We start from the raw sequence: 24,349 nt of genomic DNA, 5'->3' as shown, positions 1-24,349 counted from the left end.
CGGCTACTGGGCCGCTTCTGATAGAATGGTGTTTTCCGCAGCTTTCTTCTCCAGCGACATGACTTTCAAGTTGCCGGAAAACAGCATGCCGGTTATCGGAAGCACCGGCTCCAAAGGCAGTTCCTCGTGATGGGCACTATCTTTGGGAACATGCAGCTTATGTTCCACGCCCTCTTCGGCACCAGATAGAGTAAGCGCCACATTCCCGCGTGCTTCCAGCAATTTAGTGCCGTAAAGAAACTCGAAACTCAGCATCGAAACCAGAAACTTGTAAGTTCCGTCGCGTACGCCGCCCTTCATCATTGCCGCGCGATGCACCTCCCCGCCCATCGCCACATCGAGCGGTGGAATGCGCGGATCACAGACATAGCCAAGCGCCAGCAGTTGTCCGTTATCAACTTCAAAGCGCATTCTGTCTGAACCGAGATCGAGAGCCGAAATCGAGAATCGGCGATTGCTGTATTGGACCGGCACGCGCCCCAGCCGCTTGCAAAGCTGCTCGCCGCTCAAAGCGCGTGCATTGGCGAAATGGTCCGGGTCGATAGCGAACGGCAGCGCTTTTGGACGATGTGGAACAGACAAGGCCGGTTCGAGAACATCTGCAATCAAGTTCGCAACGATGGTTGTCGAAACTGGGCGCGCATAATGACCCTGATCGAGATAGAAAGCCGGATTGCTTACGACATCACGGCCATATTGTTGCATCAGCATTCGCGAGACATCGGCTGAGATCGTTCCATACCATTGCGAAATGTAGTTGATGCCTGCATCAATAGAGGGAACGGAATTCAGAAATGAGCCATTGCGTGCGCCGAACACAAGCGTTGCAATACGCAAGTTTGGGTTGCGCTCAAGCGCGTAACGAATGATCCCTTCGTAAAACCGTGCCCAATGACGGAATGGACGCCGTTCATCGCCATAAACGAAGGCATCATTGATCGCATATTCGATCAGCAACAGCTCACACTCTTCGAGCTGTTCGAACTGCTTGAGCTGATAAAGGCCAAGAGCACTCGTCGTGCCCCCAACCGCGAGATCAGCGACGATGTCGAGTTCCACGCCGCGTTTCGCCATCGTCGATAAAAGCGTCGGCAGATAGCCGGGCAGCATGACGGTGTTTGAACCACCGATGATTACAGTCTTGAGTTTCATTTCGTCACCGTTGCAGCCTTACCGGCTGGCGTTAGCGAACCGCAACGCCACACACCGTAAGTGCTTGCATCCCAATCAAAATAATAAGCGGCTGCGATCTGGCCGCTATCCATCATCTGCCGAAAACGGTCGCGTGCTTTCTCGACCAGTTGTTCGCGATTATTGTCATTGGCCGGGCAGGCCTTGGACGTATTGGCAAAGCCCCATTCCGTGATCCAACAAGGCTTGCCATCCGCCCCACCGCAGAACGAAAGCGCATTGCTGATGTGCTTTGCACGTGCGGCCCGCGTGCCACTGCTGCCCGGATAGATGTGAATGCCGTAGCCGTCTGCAGCGCCATCCAAACCATACTTCTTGAGAAGATCAGTAAAGGCGGCGGGTTCGACAGTGTCGATTCCGCGCCGGTCGGCATCGATGAAAGGGATATCGGACAAACCCGCAGATACAACCTTTGCCTCGGTGCTATGCTTGGTTTTCGCCAGCTCTGCCCGGACAATACGCAAAAGTTCGACGTATTTTTCAGCACCTTTTTCGACCAGAGGAATCTCCTCCATCTCGCTTAAAGAGCGGGCAGTCTTCATCTTTTCCTTGGGCAGAATGGCAAGATCGCCATTATAGGCACCCCAGTTGATCTCATTGCCGGGTTCAACGGCAACGAGCGGGACCCCCAGCGCATCAATCTTTTGCAAGGCGTCACCCATTGCCTGCTGAAAGTGCTCGGGAGATATGTCGGAAAGCCGATACATGTCCCAGATACGCCCACGCCCGGAACGGGGCTTCGTTCCTTCAGGATAGAAGTCTGCATTGTTGAGCGATATTTCGAGCAGAATGGCCAGACCCTTCTCATGGGCAAGGCGCACAGCATCGATGCTCTGATCAATCGGTCGTGTGAGCGACAACCGAACTGCCAACACACCGTTCTCAATCATCTGATTGAAAATCAGCTCGCGCTCTGCCGGCTTGAGCCAGGCCATGTTGACCCTGTTGACGCCAAAGCGCGTATCGGCAAAAGCGCTCTCAGATTGGGCTGCTAACAACATGCCGCCTAAAAGCGCCACCACTGCCACCACCCCACTCCCGATGCTCTTGCGCGTTTGCATCATCGGATACCAATATCCTTCAGCGCGCCGTTGAAATTGGCTTCACATTCCGAATAACGATTGATGGCCGCTGGCACATCGATCCTGGAAAGGAAATCGCGCAGATAGGCTTTTTTCTGCGGCTCGCGGTTCCAGACGCTCGCTTCGATATGCGGGAATCCGACAAAACCGAGCATTTCGCGCATACGGTCATCGACAGCGATCATCAGTCCCGGGACACCCGACTGCATTCCGATGATCGTGCCGTGGAAACGGCGGCTCAGGCCGAAATCCTGACTGGAAATCCAGCTGCGCCATTTGTGCGTATCGAAGAATACCAGCAGCTCGTTCTTGCGCTGCCATTTTTCCATGTGCTTGTAATCGACCGGTGCCGTGATGCGGCTTGCGGCCTGATCATAGGCTTCGGAATGATCTTCACCCGTCATGTTCATGTTATAGACGATCACCTCGTCCTGAATGACGTAGCTCGCAACGCTGTCCTTTTCGAGCAGCGCATGGGCGTCAACAATCGTATCCGCCACACTGCCAAGATAGCCGCCGAAGGAAATTTTCTGCGCGTCTGCAAGGCTGGGATCGGCAAGGCGGCTCAGCGAGAGCTTCATCTGATCCGGCGCATAATAAAGCGATGGGCAGCCCGTCGGACGGACATATTTCATGCCCGCATCTTTCAGGAACTCTTCGGTGAAATGCCCGCGCGTGAGGAAGAAGCTCTCCTTGCGGCGCAGAATTTCGAGGAAACGGCGCGTACCTTCTGGCAACTCCGCTTTCAGATTTTCCTTCTTCTGAATACCGATGCCCATGACCACAATCGGCATGTTCAGCTTTTCAAAGACGAAGGATTCCGTCGTTGCCGCATAGCCGGGCCGCAGAAGATTGGCTGAGGCAAACAGGCAAAGATCAAAGCTTTCGTTGAGCTTCGCATAGGTATCCGGTGAATTGAGGCTGTTGGCCAGATGCCAGAACGGGACATAGGTTACATCATGGCCGCGCACGGCGTTGGCTGCACCCTCACCGATGAGATAATTGCCCGTATTGGCAATCTTCTTGACCTGATCGATCACATCCTTCTTCGTGCGGATGGGCTCGAAATAGGGGCGATGCTTGACACTCGCCCCTGAAACGCTTTCGACGGTCCGCATCAAATAGGACGGGATGCCGGTGATCATTATGCGCATGGTGATCCATCTTCGCTGGAGTTAAGGCATGTCTCCCAAAAATGGGAACCGGTTTTGGGACAAAGACATGCGAACAATAAAAATCTGAAGCCTGCTTCAGACCGGGCTGGACTGGGAGTTATCCAATGCCGATTTCTGAAAGCACGCTTCGGAAATTGCGTTCTCGCGCCGAGTAGTTTTCGATGACTTCGGGGATATTCATCGCGGCGATGTGGTCGCTCACGAAAGCCCTCCGATCGTTGGCCGCATTGAGATCGCGCGCGTCGATCTTCGGCAGACCGGAGAAATTCAGCATCTCTCGCATACGATCATCGACAGCGACCATCAGGCTCGGCACACCAGCCTGCATGGAAATAACATTGCCGTGGAAACGACGACCGAAGGAGAAATCCATAGTCGAGCACCAGGCGCGCCATTGATTAGTATCGAGGAAGGCGTGAACGCTGATCTTCTTCTTGAGATCGTCCGAGCCCTTGTAGGTCAACGGACCGACGAGTTCGCCGGTTGTGGAATCGTAGGCGCGGCCATTGGCATCGGATTCAAGCTGCATGTCGAAGTGCAGCAGCTCATCTTGAACCACATAGGCTGAACGACCGTCATCCGAACTCAGCGCGTTCATATCGCCAATGGTTTCAAGTTCCGCCCCCATATAACCGGTGAAAACGGTACGGCCCTCGCCCACCTTCACATCGGGCAGACGGCTGATCGCCTTGCGCATATTATCCGGACGGAAATAGAGCGACGGACAGCCGACCGGACGAACATAGGAAAAGCCTTGATCGCGGAGATATCCGGCAGCATTTTCACCGCGCGTGAGGAAATAATGCTCGCGGGATTTGAGTACTTCCAAAAGCTTCTTCGTGCCCGCTGGCAGGCCGTCTTCGCCTTCAATGTCAGGACGGTTCTGGATGCCGATGCCGAGCATGACGACGGGCATATTAAGTTTGGATAGAACAAGCGCTTCCGCATCTGCGGACAGGCCCTTGCGCAGAAGGTTTGCGCAGGTGAAGACGCAGATATCGAAATCCTTGTTGACCTCTTCGAGACCCGTTCCATTGTTCACGCAATTATAGAGATGCCAGAACGGGATGTGCTTGGCGCTCGGCAGAAGCGCCGTCATCGCACCTTCGCCGATCAGATAATTGCCAGTATTGCTGATATTCTTCAGCTCCTGGATGAAATTATCCCTAGATTCGGAATCCCGCTGTTTTTCCGAATAATGGACCTGCGCTTTATCCGCACGTTGGATAAGGCGCGTCAGATGGCTCGGAATGCCTGTGACGAGGATTCTTGGATTGGTTGGGCGGCTCATAGGTCGACCTTTCTGGTATAATCAGGCAACTGCACGGCCGGGAAGAGCGGCGATCGTGCTGGCAGCATCTGCAACATCCGGCTGGGAAGACCGGGATTTCGGATAAGCGGGGCGTATTTCATTCGCCCATTCGGTAAATTCGGAGAAAGCCGAGCTCCATGTGCGGTGAGCAGCGGAGGCGAGCGCACCTTCAGCGGTTCGCATCAGGGCTTCGCGATCCTGCGCAAGAATGGTCAGAATGCGCGTCATATCGGAGACGATCTGCGCATCGTTGCCATTGCGGATGAGAATGCCATCGCGGCCATGATTGATCAGCTCATCGACAGCACCAACCGCCGTCGCAACCGGCACGCAGCCAAGCTGCTGTGCTTCGGCAATCATCAGCGGCGCACCTTCCCAGCGCGATGGCATCAAGAGAACATCGGCCCATGCAAGATGGTTCGCAATGTCCTTGCCGTCAAAGACTGGTGGCGAGACTTTCACACCCGCATCCTTCAGGCGCGTCATCCAAGAGGCACTTGGATCGTCGGAGAGGATTTCGCCGCCAATTGCCTGCGCTTCGAAGGGAATACCCTGCTCTTTCAGCTTGACGATTGCATCATGCAGCCTGTCGATACCCTTTTGGCGATCGAGACGCCCCATATAGAGCATTCGCATCGGTTCGCCCTTGCGGCCTTGCTTGCGCGCTGCGGTGACTTGCGCACGCAGTTTTGTATCGATTGAAAAACTAGCTCCGTTTGGCACGGAGAACACTTTTTCATACGGCACGCCAAAGCTGTGCAGATAGATTTTCAATTGATCCGAACAGGTCAGAAATGCATCATAGGCATGTTCAAAGGCAATCGCGGCATAGGGCTGCCCCGCCTGACGGCGGAAGACCGTTTCATCCACCACATGCAGATAGCAGGCCGTGCGCGTGCCTTCAGAGCGAAGTTTACCCATCAACGGATGCGCCGCCATGACGTGATTGTTCACGACAAGGTCGAATCCTGAAAGCTGGCCACGCAGGATGCCCCAATCAAGCGGATGATCGTCGGTGATAAAATCCTGCCCCAAGAAGCGATTTGTGTCTCCCCAGGCGGGAATGCCATCCTTCCAGAAATGCAGGTAGTCGAAGGACTGGTCGAACTCGTCCAGCACATCCATCCGCTCATTGCCAAGCACGAAGAGGTGGGTTTCAAATCCTTGGTTTTTCAACTCACGCCCGGCGGCATAAGCAACCTTCTCCGCCCCGCCGAACGAGGCATTCGGCACCAGAACGGCAGCCGTTTTCTTCCTTGCTGCATTATGCGCAAGTGGCAGCACCGGCCCGCCACCAAGTTCATTGCGCAGCACCTGATACATTTCAGAAAGTGCGGGCAGGCGACGCGGACGCCATGTCCAGCGCATGGCCGCACTTTGCTTGAGCGGGCTGGTCGCAATCGACGTCACCAGATTGAGCATCGATTGTTCAGGCCGTGACAAGGCCCGGCGCTGACGCACACGCGGGAACGGGAAACGCACTTTCATCCGCGCCGATGTGGGCCACAATTGCTGCGTGCCCAATGATGCGAACCAATCCAGCGCATCGTTTTCGATGATGTCCTTGATCAGTTTCGTCGAGACGAAAATCAGATCAGCGTGCGGCTGGCGCGTGCCGGAAGGCATGATCTCAGTATCGATGCGCCGCTCGTCTTCGACATTGGTGAGTTCCACAAAGACGATATTGGCCTGTTCAGAAAGCTTTTCGAGCCGCGACAGGATATTCGGCAACAGTCGTGAACGCGCCAGAAGTTTCAATGTCTCTGTATTCGAAGAGGCTAGAAACGGCGGAAAGTGAAAATTGTCCGGTTCGGACACACTGCCCCAGAAGGCGCGAATGGCATCATCAAATTTAAGATCTGAGGTGCCAAGGCTGAGGTCGGTGAAAAGGCTGACCGTCCCCTCGCCTGCGCGGATCACGCCATAGCGCGGACATTCTTCATGCTCGAAACCCACAAGCGTCGGGCGACGGAACAGCGCCTTGTGCCGCTTGCGCAGGAAACTGATTGAGCCGGAGCGGTCACGATTGGCTTCCTTGAAACGGCTCTCCGCGCGCAGGCGATACTCGAAGCCGGTATCGTGGCAAGGCGCACCGACAAAGCCTGCCTCAATGGCGGACAGCCAGAACTCCCAGTCTTCAAAGCCATTTTGACGATCATCATCAAAACGGACACCGCTGCGGAAAACCTCCGCAGAAATCATTGATCCGGTATCGCAGATATTATCAGTGATGCAGTGGATCAGGCGCGAATAGCTGTCGCCATAATGAGCGCGCCAGTTGACCGAAAAGGTATCGATATTGGTGTAAACCCAGCCCGCATTCGACGCCAAAAGCTTGCGATAGAGCGTATCGATGGTGTGGGGCTGTACCCGGTTGTCGGCATCAACGAAATAAACCGCTTTAACATCCGGCATCTCTTCGAGAATATAGTCGACAGCACGATTGCGCGCCCCGCCGGGCCCTGCATTCTCGCCGAAGATGATGTGAATGTTTGGATGAGCCGCCGCATAAAGCGTCAGGCTATCAAACACTTCGCGGCGCGGATCACCATCGACGGACACCACGATCTGCGTGCGGAAAACCGTTTCTGACGCGAGAACGGTTTCCAGCGCTTCGAGAGCCAGCGCCGCATGACCATAGAGCGGCATGGCGACAACGATCAAATCTTTCGACCTATCGTACATTCGCGGCCTCTTTGGTTATTTCCTGACTGGGGCGCGCCTCAATGTGCTTGACCAGCCGGAAGTTGAACACTTTGAGCCAGGAAAAATCCACGGAACCTGCTGCGGCTTTGCTCAGGACGACGAGATCCATCGTGCGGTCGATCGGTTCCTCAAGCATGAAGTTGATGTCGATCGGACGATTGGGTGCAACTTCCGACCAGCCGCTGAACAACACCTGCTGGCGGCGGCGGTCGAGACTGGAAATCGCATCGATTTCTTCCTTCACATCCGACGCCAGATTGACCAGCAGCAGTCCCACTGCGCAGGGCTGGCCTTCGGGATGATCGATCACAGCCCGCGCTGAAACTCGAACTGTGCCCGGCGCGACCACACGACGGATTGCAGCTGCGGTGACCCCCTCCTCAAGCGGATGGCAGCCGATGGCATCTTCATGTTCAAGAAACCGCACAGTCGGAAAGTCGGGCGTAATAGGTGTGACGGACACGTTGGCCACGTTACGCAGCAATTCAACGGGCAGACGGTAATCATCAACCTTGCGGCCATTGATCAGCGCAGTCGGTACAATGGCATTCGGCAGCGATGCCGGACGAACGCCCGGCAGGCCGGTGAAAATCCGCAATGCCAGAGGGCGCATGTCAAGATCAGCATGTGGAATACGCGCACGCGCCGCATAACGCTCATTGGCGATCACATTGCCCAACGACAATTCTGGTGGAACCCCGCCCGAAGCTGAGATGCGCAGACGCAATGTCCGATGGCTGCCATCGCACGCCTTCGGAAGCGAGAAGAAGTTCCACTCCGAATGCAGCGCACCGTAAGGCACCAGCCATTCGGCGATCCCTTCACCGTTTTCAAGATAGTCCAGCGTAACGATCAGCTGGCCATTGCGATTAGCAGGCAACTCACGGAAATGCAGGGCAAAACCGGAAACGGCATAGCTCGAAACCGGGAAAAGCTGTTCGATCTCCGATTCGCGCAGCAGACGCGCAAAGCCTTCGTCCTTCGGGTCGACCAGAGAGGCATGGCTGAAGATTTCCGTTGAGGAATCCCAGTTGCGAGCGTGAAACGCGTCTTCAATCGCCCGGTAATTCTCAAACATTGTCTCACGCTCGCGACGCAGCATGGCGAGCTCGGTGTGAACCTTGCTGACGTGGCCTACAAGGCGATCCAAACTGCTCTCAAGCAGTTGGGTGACCAGCAGGGGAACGGTTTCCGCCGTCGCATCGTCGATTCGCACAACGGGAAGTTCCGGAATGGTGCTCAGACGATAAACCTGTTGCAGAACCGTCTTCAGTTCGTCCTCGCCCTCTTGCGAAGCAGCAATCGCGATGAGCGGAAATGTATTCGCCAGCCGAAGACGTTTTCCATCCCCTTCAACAAAAGTGGTCAGCCCGCCCAGAGACGTCGCTTCCAGCGCTTCACGATCACGCATCGAAGCAATGGCATATCGGCGGGATTTCCGCGCCGAGATCGCAGGAAGTGGTGTGCTCAACATAATCATCCATTGTGTGATGGCCGACTTGGGAGTCTCGGCCTGCACTTGCAATGAGAAAATACAGTCAATGTATTGTCAACAGCCTTATAGCATCAACTATATGATAATATTGCGAATATTTGGAACAAGTTTAATTCAAAATTTGAAACAATGTGCACATATATTGCGCCTACGTCGTAAACACGCAGAAATACGGCATTTTATATTTCATTATCACTGTTTGCACGCCCGATTGTCGCCACATACTGACTATCTCCCGTTCAATACTGCATCGATCAAGGTTTTTTGCTGCTGTAAACAATCCGACAGCTTGAACCGATTTTCGACTGTCCGGCGTGCAGCTGCACGCATCTGGAGGCATGCATCGGGATCGCGAAGGACATTCATGATCACTTCCGCCAACACATCCGAGTCAAAAAACGGCACGAGCAGCCCGTTTTGACCTGAGCGGATCACTTCCCGAACAGGCGGCGTGTCCGAACCGATGATAAGCGCGCCGCAGGCCATCGCTTCCACCACCGACCAGGACAGGACGAACGGATATGTCAGATAAATATGTGCGGTGGATATCTGGTAGAGCTTACGGAGTTGGGCGTGCGGAATTGTACCAGGAAATACGATGCGATCCGGCGGCAGATCCAAATTCTTGACCAGATGCTCGCGCCACGATCCGCCACCGGGCGGCGGCGTTCCATAGCTGACACCATCACCGCCAACAAAAACGAAGATCGCATCATCGTTCTGCCGAACGACCTTGGCAGCGGCTTCAAGCGCTTGCGGAAATCCACGATAGGGTTCGAGATCGCGTGCGACGAATGTAATCACGCGCGATTCTCCTGCCTTCAGCGTGCGTCCATCGGGCAGCTGAATCGTGGCGTGACGGTCTGGATAGAAGAGTTTTGTATCCACCCCTTCGTGCACCACGGCGATGCGATTTTGCACGGAACGAGGGTAGAGGCTTTTCTGCCAGTGTGTCGGGCTAAACCCACCATCGATTCCCTCAAGGGTGACGAGCTGGGCCATGTTGCGCAAACGCAGACGCTTGCGAGTTTCGATGTCTGGTCGGTCGCCGGGCGCAAATCCTACATCCGCACCATTGGCACGGTAGAAAAACTCGCAATAACCAAGAGCTGGTGCTGAGGGCAGCACGTCCTTGACGAACATCATGCTGCCCCAACCAATATGACCGATGACGATATCGGGCGCCTGGCCTTGATGAGCCATGGATTCCAGGGTTTCGGCCACACGGTACCCGATCCTCGTATGATGATCGGGTACTTCGAGATATCTGGCCATCGCACCGCCGGTGCGAGGACCAGATTCCACTCTGTGGCGGATGACGCGGACCGCTGGGAGGCGACGGTCCACTGTCTCGCAGATCAGGCTTACATCATGTCCGCTGGTAGCCAGACTTTCGGCTAAAGCAGCAAACTGGCCGAAACCGCGCCTGTGCACAAATGCTATACGCATGTTACGAAACGTGCTCGGCTAGTGGCCGAAAAGCGTCGCAACACATCAAATGCCAAATCGTGCGGCGTTACCCCACACGAGTTCCAGTCTGTGCAGAGTCTGATAGGCGATCTCGAGATTTCTGAGATCGTCATCATCGCGAGTGAGGATATGGTTGTAGGCCCGGCTTGCATTCCGCAAGCTTGCACACAGCCGCTCACCCTTGTCCGTCAGGCGGATACGGGCAGACCGTTTGTCCCTCTGCGAGGCGACACGATCAACATACCCACCATCGGTAAGCTGTTTAAGATAATAGGAAATGTTGGAACCGACGTAATGTCCGCGATCCAGTAATTCACCCACAGTGAGCTCGACATCGCCGATAGCCATCAGAACCAGGGTCTGGGCCGGGCCGATATCTTCCACGCCCAACTTCGTCAGCTCGGTTTTTAGCAAGCTCACAAAGCGGCGGTTTACTCGTTCTATCATCCGGGCCAGTTCGAAATGCGTGATAACGACTGTATGGACCGGATGTCTGCGTTCCTGTTTTTCGGCGGTAACTTCAGGAAAATCAACGGCAGTAAAGCCATCGACTGATGTTTCGACTTCCACTCCCTCGTGTAGAAGTTTTTGCATCTTTTGCTCTCCATTTTCAATTTTACTTCAAATTTTGAAGAAATTTGCAGTTATATTTTCTTTGCTCCTTTCGCATTTCCCCGCCGTAAGAACCTTTTTTCTGTCACATTCTCTGCAGTATTACTTTACTGATCTTGAGAACTAGCACACAGTTTTTAGGGATATCCGCCACCTGTGACCATTCCAAGGCAGATAGCGTATGAATGATACTCGCGAATTCAAATCGATTGGCAAGAGCCCTGCGCACAAAAAGGGGCAGGACGATTCGGTAACTACGCCCAAAGGCCTGATTTTCAAGGCCCGCCGCGTTTTCCTGTCGGGACTACTTTATGCAGTGCTGCTGAGCGCCTGTATCAATTTGCTACAACTCACTGTACCTCTCTATATGTTGCAGGTTCATGATAGGGTGCTGAACAGCCGAAGCATGGACACGCTCACCATGCTGACCGTGCTCGCCATTGGTGCGATGCTGGTGTTCGGCGTGCTGGAATATATCCGCTCGCTTTCCTTCCAGGCCATGGGCAGCGCGCTCGTGCGCCGCCTGAACCTCGCGGTTCTGACAGCAGCGGTGCAGGCCTCTGTGAATCAGGGGATGCCGAAAGCGACGCAGACGTTGCGCGATCTCAACGAGTTGCGCAGTTTCCTTACATCCCCGGCCATCAATGCTCCGCTCGATGCGGCATGGTCGCCGATTTTCCTCGGCGTTCTGTTCCTGCTTCACCCGATGTTGGGCGTGATCGGTCTCGTCGCCGTCATCATTCTGGTGGCGTGTGGTCTGCTCACCGACCTTTTGACCCGAAATCTGATTCAGGAGGCGAATCAAGCTAACATCGAAGCGGTTTCCAAAATCGGCAGCAGCTTGCGCCACGCCGAAGTCATCGAAGCCATGGGCATGCTTCCAGCGCTCGCTCGTCGATGGCGAACGATGCAGGTTCAGGCGCTGGAAGTACTCGATCTTGGTGGAACACGCGCCCGTGCCCTATCCTCGATTGCCCGCACGGCACGTTTCATCATCCAGATTGGATCGCTCGGTATCGGCACGCTGCTTGCCATGCAGCAGGAAATCACTCCCGGCGCCATGATCGCAACCAGCATCATCATCGGTCGTTTGCTGATGCCGTTCGATCGAATCGTTGAAAACTGGCGCCAGTGGGTCAGCGCAATTGCCAGCTGGAAACGCGTTCAGTCATTGCTTTCGGAAAATCTGGCCGTTCGCCAGACCATGCCAACACCGCGACCCAACGGCGATCTCGTGATCGACAAGCTGATCTATGCAGCGCCGGGCGTCGACGTTCCGATCATCAAGGGCATCTCCTTCTCGATTTCGCCAGGTGAAGTGCTGGGCGTCGTCGGTCCTTCGGCTGCCGGTAAATCAACGCTGGCCCGACTGTTGATCGGTATCGTCAAACCCACGTCAGGCGGCGTTTTCCTCGACGGCAATAACGTTTATCTCTGGGAACGTGGCTCTTTCGGTGAGATTGCCGGCTATCTGCCGCAGTCGGTCTCACTTCTTGATGGAACCATCAAGGACAACATCGCCCGCATGGGTGACAGCGACCCGCATCGCGTGCTGGAAGCCGCGCGCCTTGCCGATGTGCACGAGATGATCGGACGCATGCCGCTCGGCTATGACACGCCGGTCGGCGACGGTCGCCTCACCCTCTCTGGCGGTCAGCGCCAGAGAATCGGGCTCGCCCGCTGCCTCTACAACCGCCCGCGCCTGATCGTTCTCGATGAGCCGAATTCAAATCTCGACGCCGTTGGCGAACGTGCACTGATTCGAGCCGTCGAACATGCCCGCGACGACGGCGCCATTGTCATCATGATCGCACATCGGCCATCTATCATGCAGGTCGCCGACAAGCTGCTGGTACTCGAAAACGGGCGGATTTCACAGTTCGGTCCGCGCACCGATGTCGTCGCATCACTGACACCTGCCAATAACGGCCCGCAAATGGGAGCAGCGAACGCATGATGGGTAAATCAGTCATTTCTCGTCGTGTTTCCAGCCTGCTCGCGCCGCGAGCAGAATCGTCGGATCACAAAACTCTCACCCGTTTCGGCAGTGTCAAACCTGAATGGGCGCTTGATCTGGAACGAGAGGATTCGAGATCACCGCTGCGCGGTCTCATCATTGCAGGCCTCGCCACAATCGGTGTCGCTTTCGGTGGATTCTTCGCCTGGGCTTATTCCGCTAATCTGGGAAGTGCGGCAGTCGCAATGGGCACGGTGATTGTCGATTCCAAGCGCAAGACAATCAGCCATCTCGAAGGTGGCATTCTTGATCGTCTGCTCGTGCAGGAAGGCGACATAGTCAAAGTCGGCCAACCCCTGCTCCGGCTTGACGACACCAAGGCACGCTCCGATCTCCAATCTCTGGAGAGCAGGCGCATCGGCCTGATCGCAAAACTGGCCCGCCTGCGCGCCGAGCAATCCGGCGAAAAAGAAATCAGTTTTCCGGAAGGTTTCGCCGATGACGGCGAGAATGCACAGAACGCCATTCGCGCCGAAAACATCTTCTTCCAGAAACGACTTGCGCAGAAACTGAGCAAGATCGACATCCAGCAGAAGACCATCGAGCAATATACTGAACAGGCCAAGGCCTCCACATCGCAGATAGCGGCCACCGACCGGCAGATCGAGCTTATCAGCGAACAGCGCAAGGCGATTGCCAGCCTCGTTGAAAAGGGCTTTGCCCAGAAATCGAAGCTCACGGAAATCGATACACGCCTTAGCCAGCTTGCGGGCGACCGCGGCGAATATGCCGGTGACAAGGCGAAAGCCGAACAAGCTAAAGCCGGTGCAGAGTTCGCCCTGACAGGGATCGAAAGCGATCTCCAGTCGGAAATCGCTGGCGAGATCACCTCCAGCCAGGTCGAACTTTCAGATGTGCAGGAACGTATCGTTGCCGCCAAGGACGTGATGCGTCGCGTGGAAGTTCGCTCGCCGCAGGATGGTATCGTCGCGAACATCCGGCTGCGAACACCGGGCGGCGTCATCGCGCCGGGCGAAGCGATCATGGATATCGTTCCTGAGAACGAACCTTTGGTCGTTGAAATGAAAATCAGCCCGCGTGATATCGACAGCATCTCGGTTGGTGCAGGCGCACAGATCCGGTTAACCGCCTACAATCAACGCTCGATGGCACCGCTAGACGGCAAACTGACCTATATTGCCGCCGATCAATCGCTCGATGAAAAGACAGATACCGCATTTTTCGTCGCGCGAGCCGAAATTACTCCGGCGTCACTTGCCGCAAATCCGACTGCCCGACTTTATCCTGGCATGCCCGCCGAGGTAATCATCGTGCACAAGGAGCGTCGCGCCATCGATTACTTGGTCTCACCTATCACTGATAGTTTGAACCGGGCATTCCGTGAAGATTAATGATCAGATAATTTCAAAGTAAAACTCGATCATAGGTTGAAATTCCGAAAAGAAGGGACGCCGCGCATGACATTTCATGCGCGGCGTCATCTCATTGAAATATTTTCATTTTTCTTTTCATCACTCCGATATTTCAAATTTAGAACTAATTTCTATGTAAATACAACTTAAATAGAAATTATAGTGAATATAAATATCATTCATATTTTTGTTTACATAACTGTAATATAAATTAATGGTAATAATTTGTTACTTATCGTTGCCAAATTTATACCAATTACCAATGTTGCAATTCCAGTTAATGCAGAGCAGACTACTAAGAGCATAATGGTCGGAGCATTCCGGCTTGTGGAAACCCCATACAGGAACACAAGGAGAAGCAGATGGCCACTTTAGAAGGCGGCGCCTACGACGACGTGTTGTTCGGCTCCCGCTTTGACGATTTCATCCGCGCCCATGGCGGTGATGATCTCGTATTCGGAGGCGATGGTAACGACACTGTCTTCGGCGGTAACGGGAGTGACATCCTTTTCGGCGGCACGGGTAACGACACCCTGTTCGGCGAAAACGGGAACGACATTCTCTTCGGTAATGAAGGAAACGACGTCCTGAGCGGCGGCAATGGCAGCGACGTGCTGTATGGCGGCAATGGAGATGACATTCTCCAGGGCGGCAACGGCTCCGACCTGCTCTTTGGCGGCGCGCATAATGACATTCTCTACGGTGGGAATGGCAGCGATATCCTCGATGGCGGCGCCGGAAACGACGTTCTCATCGGCGGAAATGGCAGCGATACATTCCTGTTCAATGGTGGCGGCGGAAACGACGTCATTCTCGACTTCAATCCCGGCGAAGACATTCTGCAAATTCAGAAGGGTATCAATGGTCTTGATATCGCTTCCGCAGACGATCTTGCCGATCGTGTCACGCAGGTTGGTGGCAATGTCGTTGTCGATCTCGGCAATGGCGATTCCGTTACCCTCGTGAACACCAATGCAGACGATGTACAGGCTCATCCCGACCAGTACTTCACTGTTCACTGATTGAACAATTGAGAGCGTGCCCGGCAATCCTCCCGTCGGGCACGTTTCGTCTTTACCGGGCACGCATCTTCCCTAGCTTTTGTGTGCCCGGAACTTCCTGCAAGCCGAACTTTCCTGCAAGAATGAAAGGGCCTCACATTGAACCTCGATCATTCGGCGGACACTGAAAGCAAAACCGAGAACCTCTCTATTTGCCGTCTTTGCGCCGATGTCGCTGTGGTCATCTGGGATATCCCAAGCCCGGCTCGCACAACCACCAAATGCACATTTGAAATGGCGACCCAACCGGTTCCGTTATTGAGCGTTGGCATTCCGCTCGAGAATGGCGGCCTACGCATGTTTTGGGCCATGCGCACGGGTAAAGAACCCGTCGAACTTTCGCTCTCCGCAGGCTCTCTCGGCCCTACGGCTCAGGCTATCGTGTATCCAGCTAATGAGCTTGCTCCCTTTGACGTCGAGTATGTCGTGAGCGACCTCACCTTACCCGGCCACATCAAGCTTCTGACCAATATTCTGACCACGTGGCGCAGCACTTTCCGGCTGTCGCGAAACCAGACTTTCGCATCCCTCGTGCGTGACCTGACTTTCGCATTGACGCCGGAACCGCGCGAGGCCCAGCATTGCGGCGAACCGGTTCAGGGACATCACCTTCTTGAAACCGCAGTCGACCCGATGCTGGGCGAGATTTCGGCCATCTATGGCATCACACCCGGCAGCGTCACGGTTATTCCGCCACGATTTGTGGTGGGCAGGCAGGCTCGCAATGCCTGGCAGCCATGCCATTTTCTGCTGGAAGCAGCGCAAGACCTGCCGTCATCGCTGCTGCTGGTGTTCACCGGCCAGAAAGGCGTTGCCGTTCGCAAGCTTGCGGCAACGACCGGTGAACAAACAGATTTCGCCAAATGGTGGACCAAATGGCAGGGCAATGGTGCTTTGCGGGAATTTCTTGTTCGCCAGCTCGGCAAACTAAGCCCTTCCGGTGCTGCGGTCGCCATCGACCTGCAAACGCGCACTCCGCTCCCCGTTCGTCAGATCGCACAATCTGCCACCCATCCGGCAGCGGAAATCGATCTCGCATTGGCGCTCGATGGCGGACTGATTGTTGGCGGATGGATGCATGACCCCGCCGCCATGCTTGCCGATATCGAATATATTCCCGAAAACGGAAGCGCACTGTCACTGAAGCCGAACTTTCACAAGTTTCCAGCCAAAATTGCCAAGCGGGAAGATACGCCACAGCAGGACGTGACGGGCTTTGTAGCCTGGCTTCCTTCGGTGCAGAATCTTGGGCCGCTCTTGCAGCCGCGGTTCCAGATGCGTCTCGCGTCCGGCACCACCGCGCCCCTCGTCCCCGCACCGCAACCCTTCGAGCCATCGGCGCAGCGTAATCGCATCTTGCGGTCCGTGCCGCCGCAGCAAGCAAGGCCTCACGTCTTCTCGCATATTCTGGGACCAGCTCTCACCGAAGTTGAGAAGAAGCTCGCCGCAACAGTACGGATATCCGAAGTGAAGGATTACGGAACAACGCCCGCCTCCGCACTCGCATCCATCGTTATTCCACTCTACCGTAACCTGGATTTTCTGCGTTTCCAGTTCTCGTCGATGGCGACGGACCCTTGGCTGATGGAGAATGCAGAGTTCATTTTCGTGCTGGATTCTCCTGAAATTCAGGACGACACCGAGCATATGCTGGGCGGCTTGCACATTCTGCACGACATGCCATTCAAGCTCGCCATCATGAACCGAAATGGTGGTTATGCGCGTGCCTGCAATGCAGGCGCCAGCATTGCGACTGGAGCGACTATCGTGATGCTGAATTCCGACGTCGTTCCTGCGGAACATGGCTGGCTGCAGCAGCTGATCCAGCCTCTGTTCGATCAGCCCAAGCTCGGAGCAATCGGCCCTCGCCTTCTTTTCGAGGATGGCTCGCTTCAACATGCGGGGCTTTATTTTGCCCGCGACCGTCAGGGTGTCTGGCTGAACCACCATTATTACAAGGGTATGCCGGGCAACTATCCGCCTGCGCTTCGTTCGAGGGAGGTGCCGGGGGTTACCGGTGCGTGCCTGATAACACGCAAGGATATCTTCGATCTCGTCGGCGGCTTTACGGAAGACTATGTCATCGGCGACTACGAGGACAGCGATCTCTGCCTGAAGATCAGGCAACTTGGCTTCCAGATATTCTATGAACCCGCCGTAGCACTTTACCATTTCGAGCGCCGTTCAATCCGCCGCAGCACGGATTACATGCGCGGCCTCGCCAGCCAATATAATTCCTGGCTCCACACACAGCGCTGGGATGATGACATTACCGAATTGATGGTCCTGCCCCAGGAACAGGAAGGCACTGCCGACCTGTCCAATGTGATCATGACCAAATCTGAAAGGAGCGCCGCTTGACGGACGTGGTAGCGCTGAAACAGCCAGAATTTGAAGCCAAACCAGCAATACCGGATGCGCAGATCGATTGGCTGATGCAGTCTGTTTTGAAGAACCGCTTTTTGCCCTCCCCCGACCCGAACAGCGTGTTCGTCGGCGACGGGGATTATCGTGCAGTCGGCGCCGAATTTCTCGGTCATTTCATTCGCAAGGGCGGGCTTCAACCCGATGCCCGTGTGCTCGATATCGGTTCGGGTATCGGTCGCATGGCAGTGCCGCTGACGCAATATCTCCACTCGGCAAAAGCGCGCTATTCCGGGATTGATCCCGTGGCAGGCGGCGTGAACTGGTGTCGCCAGAACATCACATCGCGTTATCCGAACTTCGAGTTCCGACACATCGATATTGCCCACGACCTCTATAACCCAAAAGGGGCGGTCAACGGGCTCAATCTCGTCCTGCCTTTCGCGGACAAGAGCTTCGACTTCATCATCATGACATCGGTGGTCACGCATCTGACGTCAGACGAGGTCAAGACCTATCTCGACCAGATTTCTCGCGTCCTCGTTCCCGGTGGAAAATTATTCATGACGGCCTTCGTCGTGGACGATGTGGCCGCGCGCGACCGCCTTGGCAAACGGGACAAACGACTTGCATTTGAACGCCATGGCAACGGACCGTGCTGGTTCGTACCGGAATTGCCGCCGCTTGCGGCGGTCGGGTTTGAAAACGGCTTTCTGGATCGTGCGCTTGCCGGCGCGAAACTGACACTAGAGGCAAGATCCTTCGGTCACTGGCGCGGCATCGAAGCGGATCACTATCAGGATCTTTTCATCGCCTCGCGAGGTGCTGCCTGATGGCCCAGCGTGTGCTCATAGCAGCCCATAACCATCCATCTCTGCACCCTGGCGGAACTGAAATTTTCGCGCATGATCTATTCCGCGCCTATCAGCGCGCCGGTTGCGAAGCCATGTTCATGGGTGCCACTAACAAGGTGCATCGTGAGGCCCGTCCCGGTACAAGCTTCCAGAGTATCGGTAACGGCGGCGATGAAATCCTGCTCTGGTCCGGTCATTTCGACCGGTTCTACATGAGCCAGATCGACCTTTACGGGATCGTTCCCGACATTGTCGAACTACTGCAGGATTTTCGGCCTGATGTCGTCCATCTGCACCATCTGCTTTTGCTCGGCGCCGAATTCCCGCATATCGTGCGCCGAACTTTACCGGATTGCCGCATCATTCTGACTTTGCACGACTATTACCCCATCTGTCACCATGATGGCCTGATGGTTCGCACCACTGGAAAGGAACTGTGTCATGGGGCCGGTCCTGACCGCTGCCATGCCTGTTTCAAGGACATCGCGCTTGATAAATTCGTACTGCGTGAACGGCATATCAAATCGCTCCTCAGCGCAGTCGATGCATTCGTCTCACCGAGTGAGTTTCTGAAACAACGCTATGTCGAATGGGGACTTGCGGAAGAGCTGATCAGCGTCATTCCCAATGGCCAACCGGAACGCCCCGCAGCCGAAACGCGGCAGGTCGAGCGCAACAAGCCGGTCTTCGGCTATTTCGGCAATCTCAATCCGTGGAAGGGCGCAACGGTCCTGCTTGAAGCAGCACAGCAGCTTATTTCCGAGGGTTTCGATTTCGAATTGCGCGTGCACGGCGCAGCACCATTCCAAAGCGAAAGCTTTGTCAGCGAAATCGACCAGCTCTTTGCCGAGACATCGCCGTTTGTCCAGCGTCGGGGTGCTTATCGTCGTGAGGACATTGCCCAGCTGATCCGGTCCGTCGACTGCGCCATCATGCCGTCGATCTGGTGGGAAAATGCTCCGCTCGTCATTCAGGAAGCACAGGGACAAAACCGTCCTGTCATATGCAGCAATATCGGCGGAATGGCCGAAATGATTGAGAATGAGGTCAATGGCCTTACCGTTCCGCCGAATGATCCGCTCGCGCTCGCCCAGGCGATGCGTCGAATGGCGGAAAACCCGGACTTGCGCCAGTCGCTCAGCGAGAATGCGCGTCATCCGGACACCATCGACACGACTGCTGCACGCTATCTCGATCTGATCGGGACATTGCGTATCGCGCGTGTCGAGGCAGCATAAGAGGTAAATCATGAACATCGCGACCAAAGTTCCATCCGAGGGGGAAACCAAACAGGCAGCGGCACCCAATGCCGCTGCCGCGCCTCAAAGGACCGAAGCCATGAAAGGACGCGTTGATGCCATCGAGGAAGGCCGTCTCTATGGCTGGGCCTTCGATCCATCCGTTCCGACAGAACGGCTTCTGATCCGCGTTTTGCTGGACGACAAGCCTATTGCTGAAGCACCCGCCGACAAGGATCGTCCTGATCTGAAGCGCAACGGTATCGGCGATGGCAAGCATGCTTTTGAAGTGATGCTGCCGCAGTTTGCCGCTGCTCGGGCTGGCGAACTCGTTGTCGTCGCCGCCAATGCATCTGGCGCGGAGCAGAAGCTACGCGTACCGAAGCCCGACGAACAGGCGGCCGAAGCGCTTATCGCCGCGCCGATGACGCGCATTCTGGACAAGCTCGACATGCTGATGGCAGCGCAGCGCCAGTTGCAAGTCAATCAGCGTTCGCTGCAACGCGTCGCGCCTACCCTTGATGCATCCGGCAATGCCGCCCCGGCAGAACTGCTCGACATTGCAAGTTCCGTCGACGGTTTGCGAACCGACCTCCATCAGCGCATGACCGAACTTGACGTGCACATCATGCGCATGGACGGCGTTGTTGCAGGATTGGAACAGCGTCTGGATGACGTGCGCAAGCGCAGCGGCGGCGACCTCAAGTTCCTGTTCTTGCTGGCTGCCGTCTTGACGGGTTTTGTCGCAGGCGCATTGCTGACCCTCGCGGTCATGCACTGAGGAAAAACCTTATGGCGCAAGACGAGAGACCTATCACGCAGCGGCCGACAGCAAGACCAACTCGTGCACCGGATCGCCCTCCCATGATGATGGAGGGCGAAATGGTCGTCGGCAGCGCGATCGAAGACACGCTGGCATTGGTGCTCGGCATCGGCAGCGCAACAAACGATCAGGTAACAGCGTTCCTGAATGGCGACCCCGCCATGAGCGTGAAGACGAACCTGATTACATGGCCACTCAGGGAGCCTTCACCTGCCGGAACACATGGTTTCGTCGCCATCGTGCCAACGGCTGCTTTGCGCCGTGGCACTCTCAAGACGATCATGTTCCAACACCGGGCAAAGGTCGCCCGCTACAATTTCGCATCGCGCTCCGCTTCTATTGCCGATTTTGTCGCCATGATCGGCGATCTAGCCGGACCGAGCTTGCCGGGCGTCATCGATGAACTGGTGGAAGGTCTGATTTCCGGCCCTATCAGCCGGAAGAAACTTTCGGCCATCACCGTTCTGCTACAGGCGGGGGCCCGTTCTGACGGCTGCATCGAACTCATCGGCGGCAGCGATGAAGGCGAGATTTTCGTTCAGGGCTGGGCGCAGGATCTGACACCTGCGGTAACCCGGCTGCTGATCAGCGGCAAGAACCCTTCGCTTGCGGAATGCGCAGTCAGCGTTTTCGCACGGCCAGATCTCAATGATGAAGCTTCCGGATTTGCAGGCCTTCTTCTTGCCAACGAACCGGTCGAACCGACTGATATCGAACGGCTTCTGTTTCGCGGGCGAAGGGGCTGGCGTTTTACCGAAGTCTACGACCGCAGGCTGCTGTCCGGCTCGCGTGAAACGCCGGGCCATATCCGGGCAATTCTGCCGCGGGTACGCAGCTCGACAGACATCCTGCTGCGCATGCGTTCCGCCGCAAACCGTTTCGATGGTGCCGACACGGTATCCAGCCTTCCCTTTCCTGTCCGGATGGGGATAGACAATGTCTTCCGGGTGGAAGGCAGCGGCATGCTGGTTTCGGGCTGGCTGCTCGATCCCGATAGCCACGTGGAAAGTGTGAAGCTGCGCCGTCATCGCGGTGAAATCCAGATCGATACCAGTTGGACCCGCATCGACCGGCCCGACGTCACCCACGAATTCGACAATCAGCCGCCATTCAATGCCGGGCTGGACCCCAGCCGTCACGCGCATGGTTTCGTTGCCTTCGCACCCGAGCTTGCAGGCGACAGCACGTCGCCATTCTATCTAGAACTTGCAATCAGCGACGGACGGCGCGCATTTTTTCCATTGACGCCAACCCGCGTCACCTCGCGTGACGCTATCGTACGGCAAATCCGCGCGACCGATCCAAATGCATGGGCGCTGCGCCATATTGTCGACCAGCAGCTCGTGCCGCTGCTGCGCGGCGTCAACCGCCCTGCGCCGGAAGTCTTTGGTGTAGTCGATCTCGGCCCCTTCGAAGATGCGATAGGGCCTGCGATCATCATCGGTATCGACGAGCGCGTCGAGGAAGTCGAACCTTTGCTGGCGCTTCTCGCGCTCGATCCCGAAACCCGCATCGCGCCAATCGTAATCGCAGCTGCAACCGAGATCATTGATCGCGTCGGCGTACAAATCAGGCGTCTTGCGGATTTCTACCGCCTGCGTATCAGGCTCGTTTCAGCTACGGGGTCGGAAGACCTCTACGATGCACTGGAAGTCGGCGCCCGCACGGTTTCGACAGATCAGGTCATATTTCTGGCCGGATCGCTGCTGCCGCGCCGCTCCGGATGGCTGAACAAGCTCATCAGCGCCTATGAAGCGCACAAGGACTGCGTGCTGTCTCCCACCCTTGCCTATGAGGATGATTCAATTCGCTGGGCGGGAACCTGGGTTGCCGGACCGCAATCCGGCATGTCGGCGGATCGCGCTCTGATTAGCCGCTACGCCGGTTATCCCATCGACGCCGTTTCAGGAATGTCCTTGACGGAAGTCGCAACGGCTACGTTCGAGTGCTGCATCCTTCCGCGTGAAGCCCTGTTTTCCGTCGGTGGTTTCACGCGCGGTTATCTCGGCACCCATGAAAAGGGACTGGATCTCGGATTGAAACTCAAACAATCGGGCTTGCGCTCCTATTGGTTACCATCAGCGCAGATGCTGGGAGCAGACGATACATCCGTAACTGACAGGGCATCGACCATAGCGCTCATTGAGCGCATTGACCGGCAGGTCTTCGATGCACGGTGGTCCTCCATTCTCGCTGGCAGGCGTAACGTACAGGTGGAGGAACCCGCATGAGCGATAAACTCCGTGTTCTCGTCATCTCGCACGCTCACCCATCGATCTCGCTCGGTGGCGGTGAAATCGCTTCCTACAATCTGCACAAGGGGCTGAACACCATTCCCGATGTTCAGTCAGTCTATCTGGCCCGCGCCGCTCATCCGATCCCGCGGCATGGCACGACGGCGCTCATGAGCATGCGGCGCGCCAGCGACGAAATCCTGTTCCATGCCGACGAATACGATCACTTCTATCTGTCGAACAAGAACACCGATGAAATCCGCCGTGACCTGCTGCGCTTTGTCCGCGACTTCGATCCGGACATCGTGCATTTCCATCATGTTCTCGGCCTCGGGCTTGAAACGCTCTTTGCCATCCGCGAGGCACTGCCGGATCGCATCATTCTGGTGACGTTTCATGAATTCCTGTCGATCTGCAACAATGATGGCCAGATGGTCAAAGCTGGCACCTCCAAGCTCTGCAACGAGGCGTCCCCTATCGATTGCCACGGCTGTTTTCCGCAGATACCGCCAGCGCGTTTTCTCAAGCGCGAACGTTTCGTGCGCGGCATGCTGGAACTGGCCGACGCATTTGTGTCGCCGAGCGAGTTCCTTGCCAACCGCTATCTGGAATGGGGCCTCAACCCCGACAAGATGGCAGTCATCGAGAACGGCATCGCCATCCGTGATGTTACCCCTCCGCGTGAGCTGACCGGCCCGAACCCGCGTCGCAGTCGCTTTGCCTTTTTCGGTCAGATCAACCCGTTCAAGGGCATAGACGTTCTGGTCGATGCCGTATCGCGTGTGCCGGAACAGGTATGGGGCGAGGATTCCCGCCTGATGATCTTCGGCGGCAATCTGGAAAAGCAACCGCCCGCTTTTCAGGAGCGCATGCAGAAATTGATTGAAGAGGCTGGTCCGCGTGTGCGTTTCTATGGTGCGTACCAGAATGCTGAAATGCCGCGCCTCATGCAGTCGGTCGACTGGGTGGTCATGCCCTCAATCTGGTGGGAAAATTCACCCATTGTCATTCAGGAGGCGCTGCACCATCGCCGTCCGGTCATCTGCTCGAATATTGGCGGCATGGCTGAGAAAATCCGCGATGGCGAAGACGGCCTGCATTTCCGTGTTCGCAGCGCCGAGGATCTGGCCGACCGTTTTACAGAAGTGCTCAGCGAGCCGAGCATATGGGATAGACTGCATCATTCCATCCGCAATCCGGTCCACTATGTCGATTGCGCAAAGGAACATCTGGACCTCTACAACCGGCTGCGTGGGTCAAAACCCCGCAAACAGAAACCGGCAGTTACGCAAACTGCTCTTTCTCAGGCAAGCTGAGCCTGGCTTGACCTTAGTGAAACAGA

17 protein-coding genes are annotated in these 24,349 nt (G+C 55.8%); 9 read left to right on the top strand and 8 right to left on the bottom strand.

The window, feature by feature from the left end; genetic code table 11:
- Positions 1 to 3: 3 nt before the first annotated feature.
- From CES86_RS11230 to CES86_RS11195, 8 genes are all read right to left on the bottom strand, one after another.
- Positions 4 to 1,152: a hypothetical protein gene (locus tag CES86_RS11230; protein WP_029927614.1), complete on the bottom strand. Its 1,149-nt coding sequence runs from the start codon at positions 1,150 to 1,152 to the stop codon at positions 4 to 6.
- Complete coding sequence (locus tag CES86_RS11225) at positions 1,149 to 2,255, bottom strand: hypothetical protein (protein WP_036596089.1); 1,107 nt, start codon at positions 2,253 to 2,255, stop codon at positions 1,149 to 1,151. Before CES86_RS11225 ends, CES86_RS11230 begins: the two co-directional genes overlap by 4 nt.
- Positions 2,252 to 3,427 (bottom strand): polysaccharide pyruvyl transferase family protein, encoded by a 1,176-nt coding sequence (locus CES86_RS11220; RefSeq protein WP_029927618.1) that lies wholly within the window; start codon positions 3,425 to 3,427, stop codon positions 2,252 to 2,254. The genes CES86_RS11225 and CES86_RS11220 overlap by 4 nt, the downstream gene beginning before the upstream one ends.
- Positions 3,428 to 3,545: 118 nt before the next feature.
- A complete protein-coding gene (locus tag CES86_RS11215; RefSeq protein WP_010658640.1) occupies positions 3,546 to 4,739 on the bottom strand; it encodes a polysaccharide pyruvyl transferase family protein in 1,194 nt (397 codons plus the stop codon).
- Between the two features lie 21 nt (positions 4,740 to 4,760).
- The gene (locus CES86_RS11210) at positions 4,761 to 7,445 is read right to left on the bottom strand and encodes a glycosyltransferase (RefSeq protein ID WP_029927619.1); all 2,685 of its coding nucleotides are present in this window, start codon (positions 7,443 to 7,445) and stop codon (positions 4,761 to 4,763) included.
- The gene (locus CES86_RS11205; protein WP_029927621.1) at positions 7,435 to 8,940 is read right to left on the bottom strand and encodes a DUF6212 domain-containing protein; all 1,506 of its coding nucleotides are present in this window, start codon (positions 8,938 to 8,940) and stop codon (positions 7,435 to 7,437) included. The genes CES86_RS11210 and CES86_RS11205 overlap by 11 nt, the downstream gene beginning before the upstream one ends.
- Before the next feature lie 249 nt (positions 8,941 to 9,189).
- A complete protein-coding gene (locus tag CES86_RS11200; RefSeq protein ID WP_012092861.1) occupies positions 9,190 to 10,410 on the bottom strand; it encodes a glycosyltransferase family 4 protein in 1,221 nt (406 codons plus the stop codon).
- Positions 10,411 to 10,455: 45 nt separating this feature from the next.
- Positions 10,456 to 11,025 carry a MarR family winged helix-turn-helix transcriptional regulator gene (locus tag CES86_RS11195; protein WP_010658636.1) on the bottom strand — a complete coding sequence of 190 codons (570 nt, stop codon included), beginning with the start codon at positions 11,023 to 11,025 and terminating at the stop codon, positions 10,456 to 10,458.
- Between the two features lie 199 nt (positions 11,026 to 11,224).
- Between CES86_RS11195 and CES86_RS11190 the strand changes: the two genes are divergently transcribed.
- The 9 genes from CES86_RS11190 to CES86_RS11150 all read left to right on the top strand — a co-directional run bounded on the left by CES86_RS11190 (position 11,225) and on the right by CES86_RS11150 (position 24,323).
- Positions 11,225 to 13,000, top strand: a complete 1,776-nt coding sequence (locus tag CES86_RS11190) for a type I secretion system permease/ATPase (RefSeq protein ID WP_012092860.1) — start codon at positions 11,225 to 11,227, stop codon at positions 12,998 to 13,000.
- Positions 12,997 to 14,412, top strand: a complete 1,416-nt coding sequence (locus CES86_RS11185; RefSeq protein WP_029927624.1) for an HlyD family type I secretion periplasmic adaptor subunit — start codon at positions 12,997 to 12,999, stop codon at positions 14,410 to 14,412. Before CES86_RS11190 ends, CES86_RS11185 begins: the two co-directional genes overlap by 4 nt.
- A 383-nt stretch (positions 14,413 to 14,795) precedes the next feature.
- The gene (locus tag CES86_RS11180) at positions 14,796 to 15,455 is read left to right on the top strand and encodes a calcium-binding protein (RefSeq protein WP_010658633.1); all 660 of its coding nucleotides are present in this window, start codon (positions 14,796 to 14,798) and stop codon (positions 15,453 to 15,455) included.
- Positions 15,456 to 15,593: 138 nt separating this feature from the next.
- Positions 15,594 to 17,855: a glycosyltransferase family 2 protein gene (locus CES86_RS11175; RefSeq protein WP_029927625.1), complete on the top strand. Its 2,262-nt coding sequence runs from the start codon at positions 15,594 to 15,596 to the stop codon at positions 17,853 to 17,855.
- Positions 17,852 to 18,691, top strand: a complete 840-nt coding sequence (locus tag CES86_RS11170) for a class I SAM-dependent methyltransferase (protein ID WP_029927628.1) — start codon at positions 17,852 to 17,854, stop codon at positions 18,689 to 18,691. The genes CES86_RS11175 and CES86_RS11170 overlap by 4 nt, the downstream gene beginning before the upstream one ends.
- Positions 18,691 to 19,950, top strand: coding sequence for a glycosyltransferase family 4 protein (locus CES86_RS11165; protein ID WP_029927630.1), 1,260 nt, complete (start codon positions 18,691 to 18,693; stop codon positions 19,948 to 19,950). Before CES86_RS11170 ends, CES86_RS11165 begins: the two co-directional genes overlap by 1 nt.
- A gap of 10 nt (positions 19,951 to 19,960) precedes the next feature.
- Positions 19,961 to 20,731: a hypothetical protein gene (locus CES86_RS11160; protein WP_029927632.1), complete on the top strand. Its 771-nt coding sequence runs from the start codon at positions 19,961 to 19,963 to the stop codon at positions 20,729 to 20,731.
- Positions 20,732 to 20,832: 101 nt separating this feature from the next.
- Positions 20,833 to 23,004 (top strand): glycosyltransferase family 2 protein, encoded by a 2,172-nt coding sequence (locus tag CES86_RS11155; protein WP_235819908.1) that lies wholly within the window; start codon positions 20,833 to 20,835, stop codon positions 23,002 to 23,004.
- Positions 23,001 to 24,323, top strand: a complete 1,323-nt coding sequence (locus tag CES86_RS11150) for a glycosyltransferase family 4 protein (protein WP_029927636.1) — start codon at positions 23,001 to 23,003, stop codon at positions 24,321 to 24,323. Before CES86_RS11155 ends, CES86_RS11150 begins: the two co-directional genes overlap by 4 nt.
- The last annotated feature ends 26 nt before the right edge of the window (positions 24,324 to 24,349 follow it).

This window comes from Brucella lupini (genome assembly GCF_002252535.1).
Taxonomy (GTDB): domain Bacteria; phylum Pseudomonadota; class Alphaproteobacteria; order Rhizobiales; family Rhizobiaceae; genus Brucella; species Brucella anthropi.
Note: the sequence above shows the minus strand (reverse complement) of the source record. Positions and strands in the feature narration are given on the sequence as shown.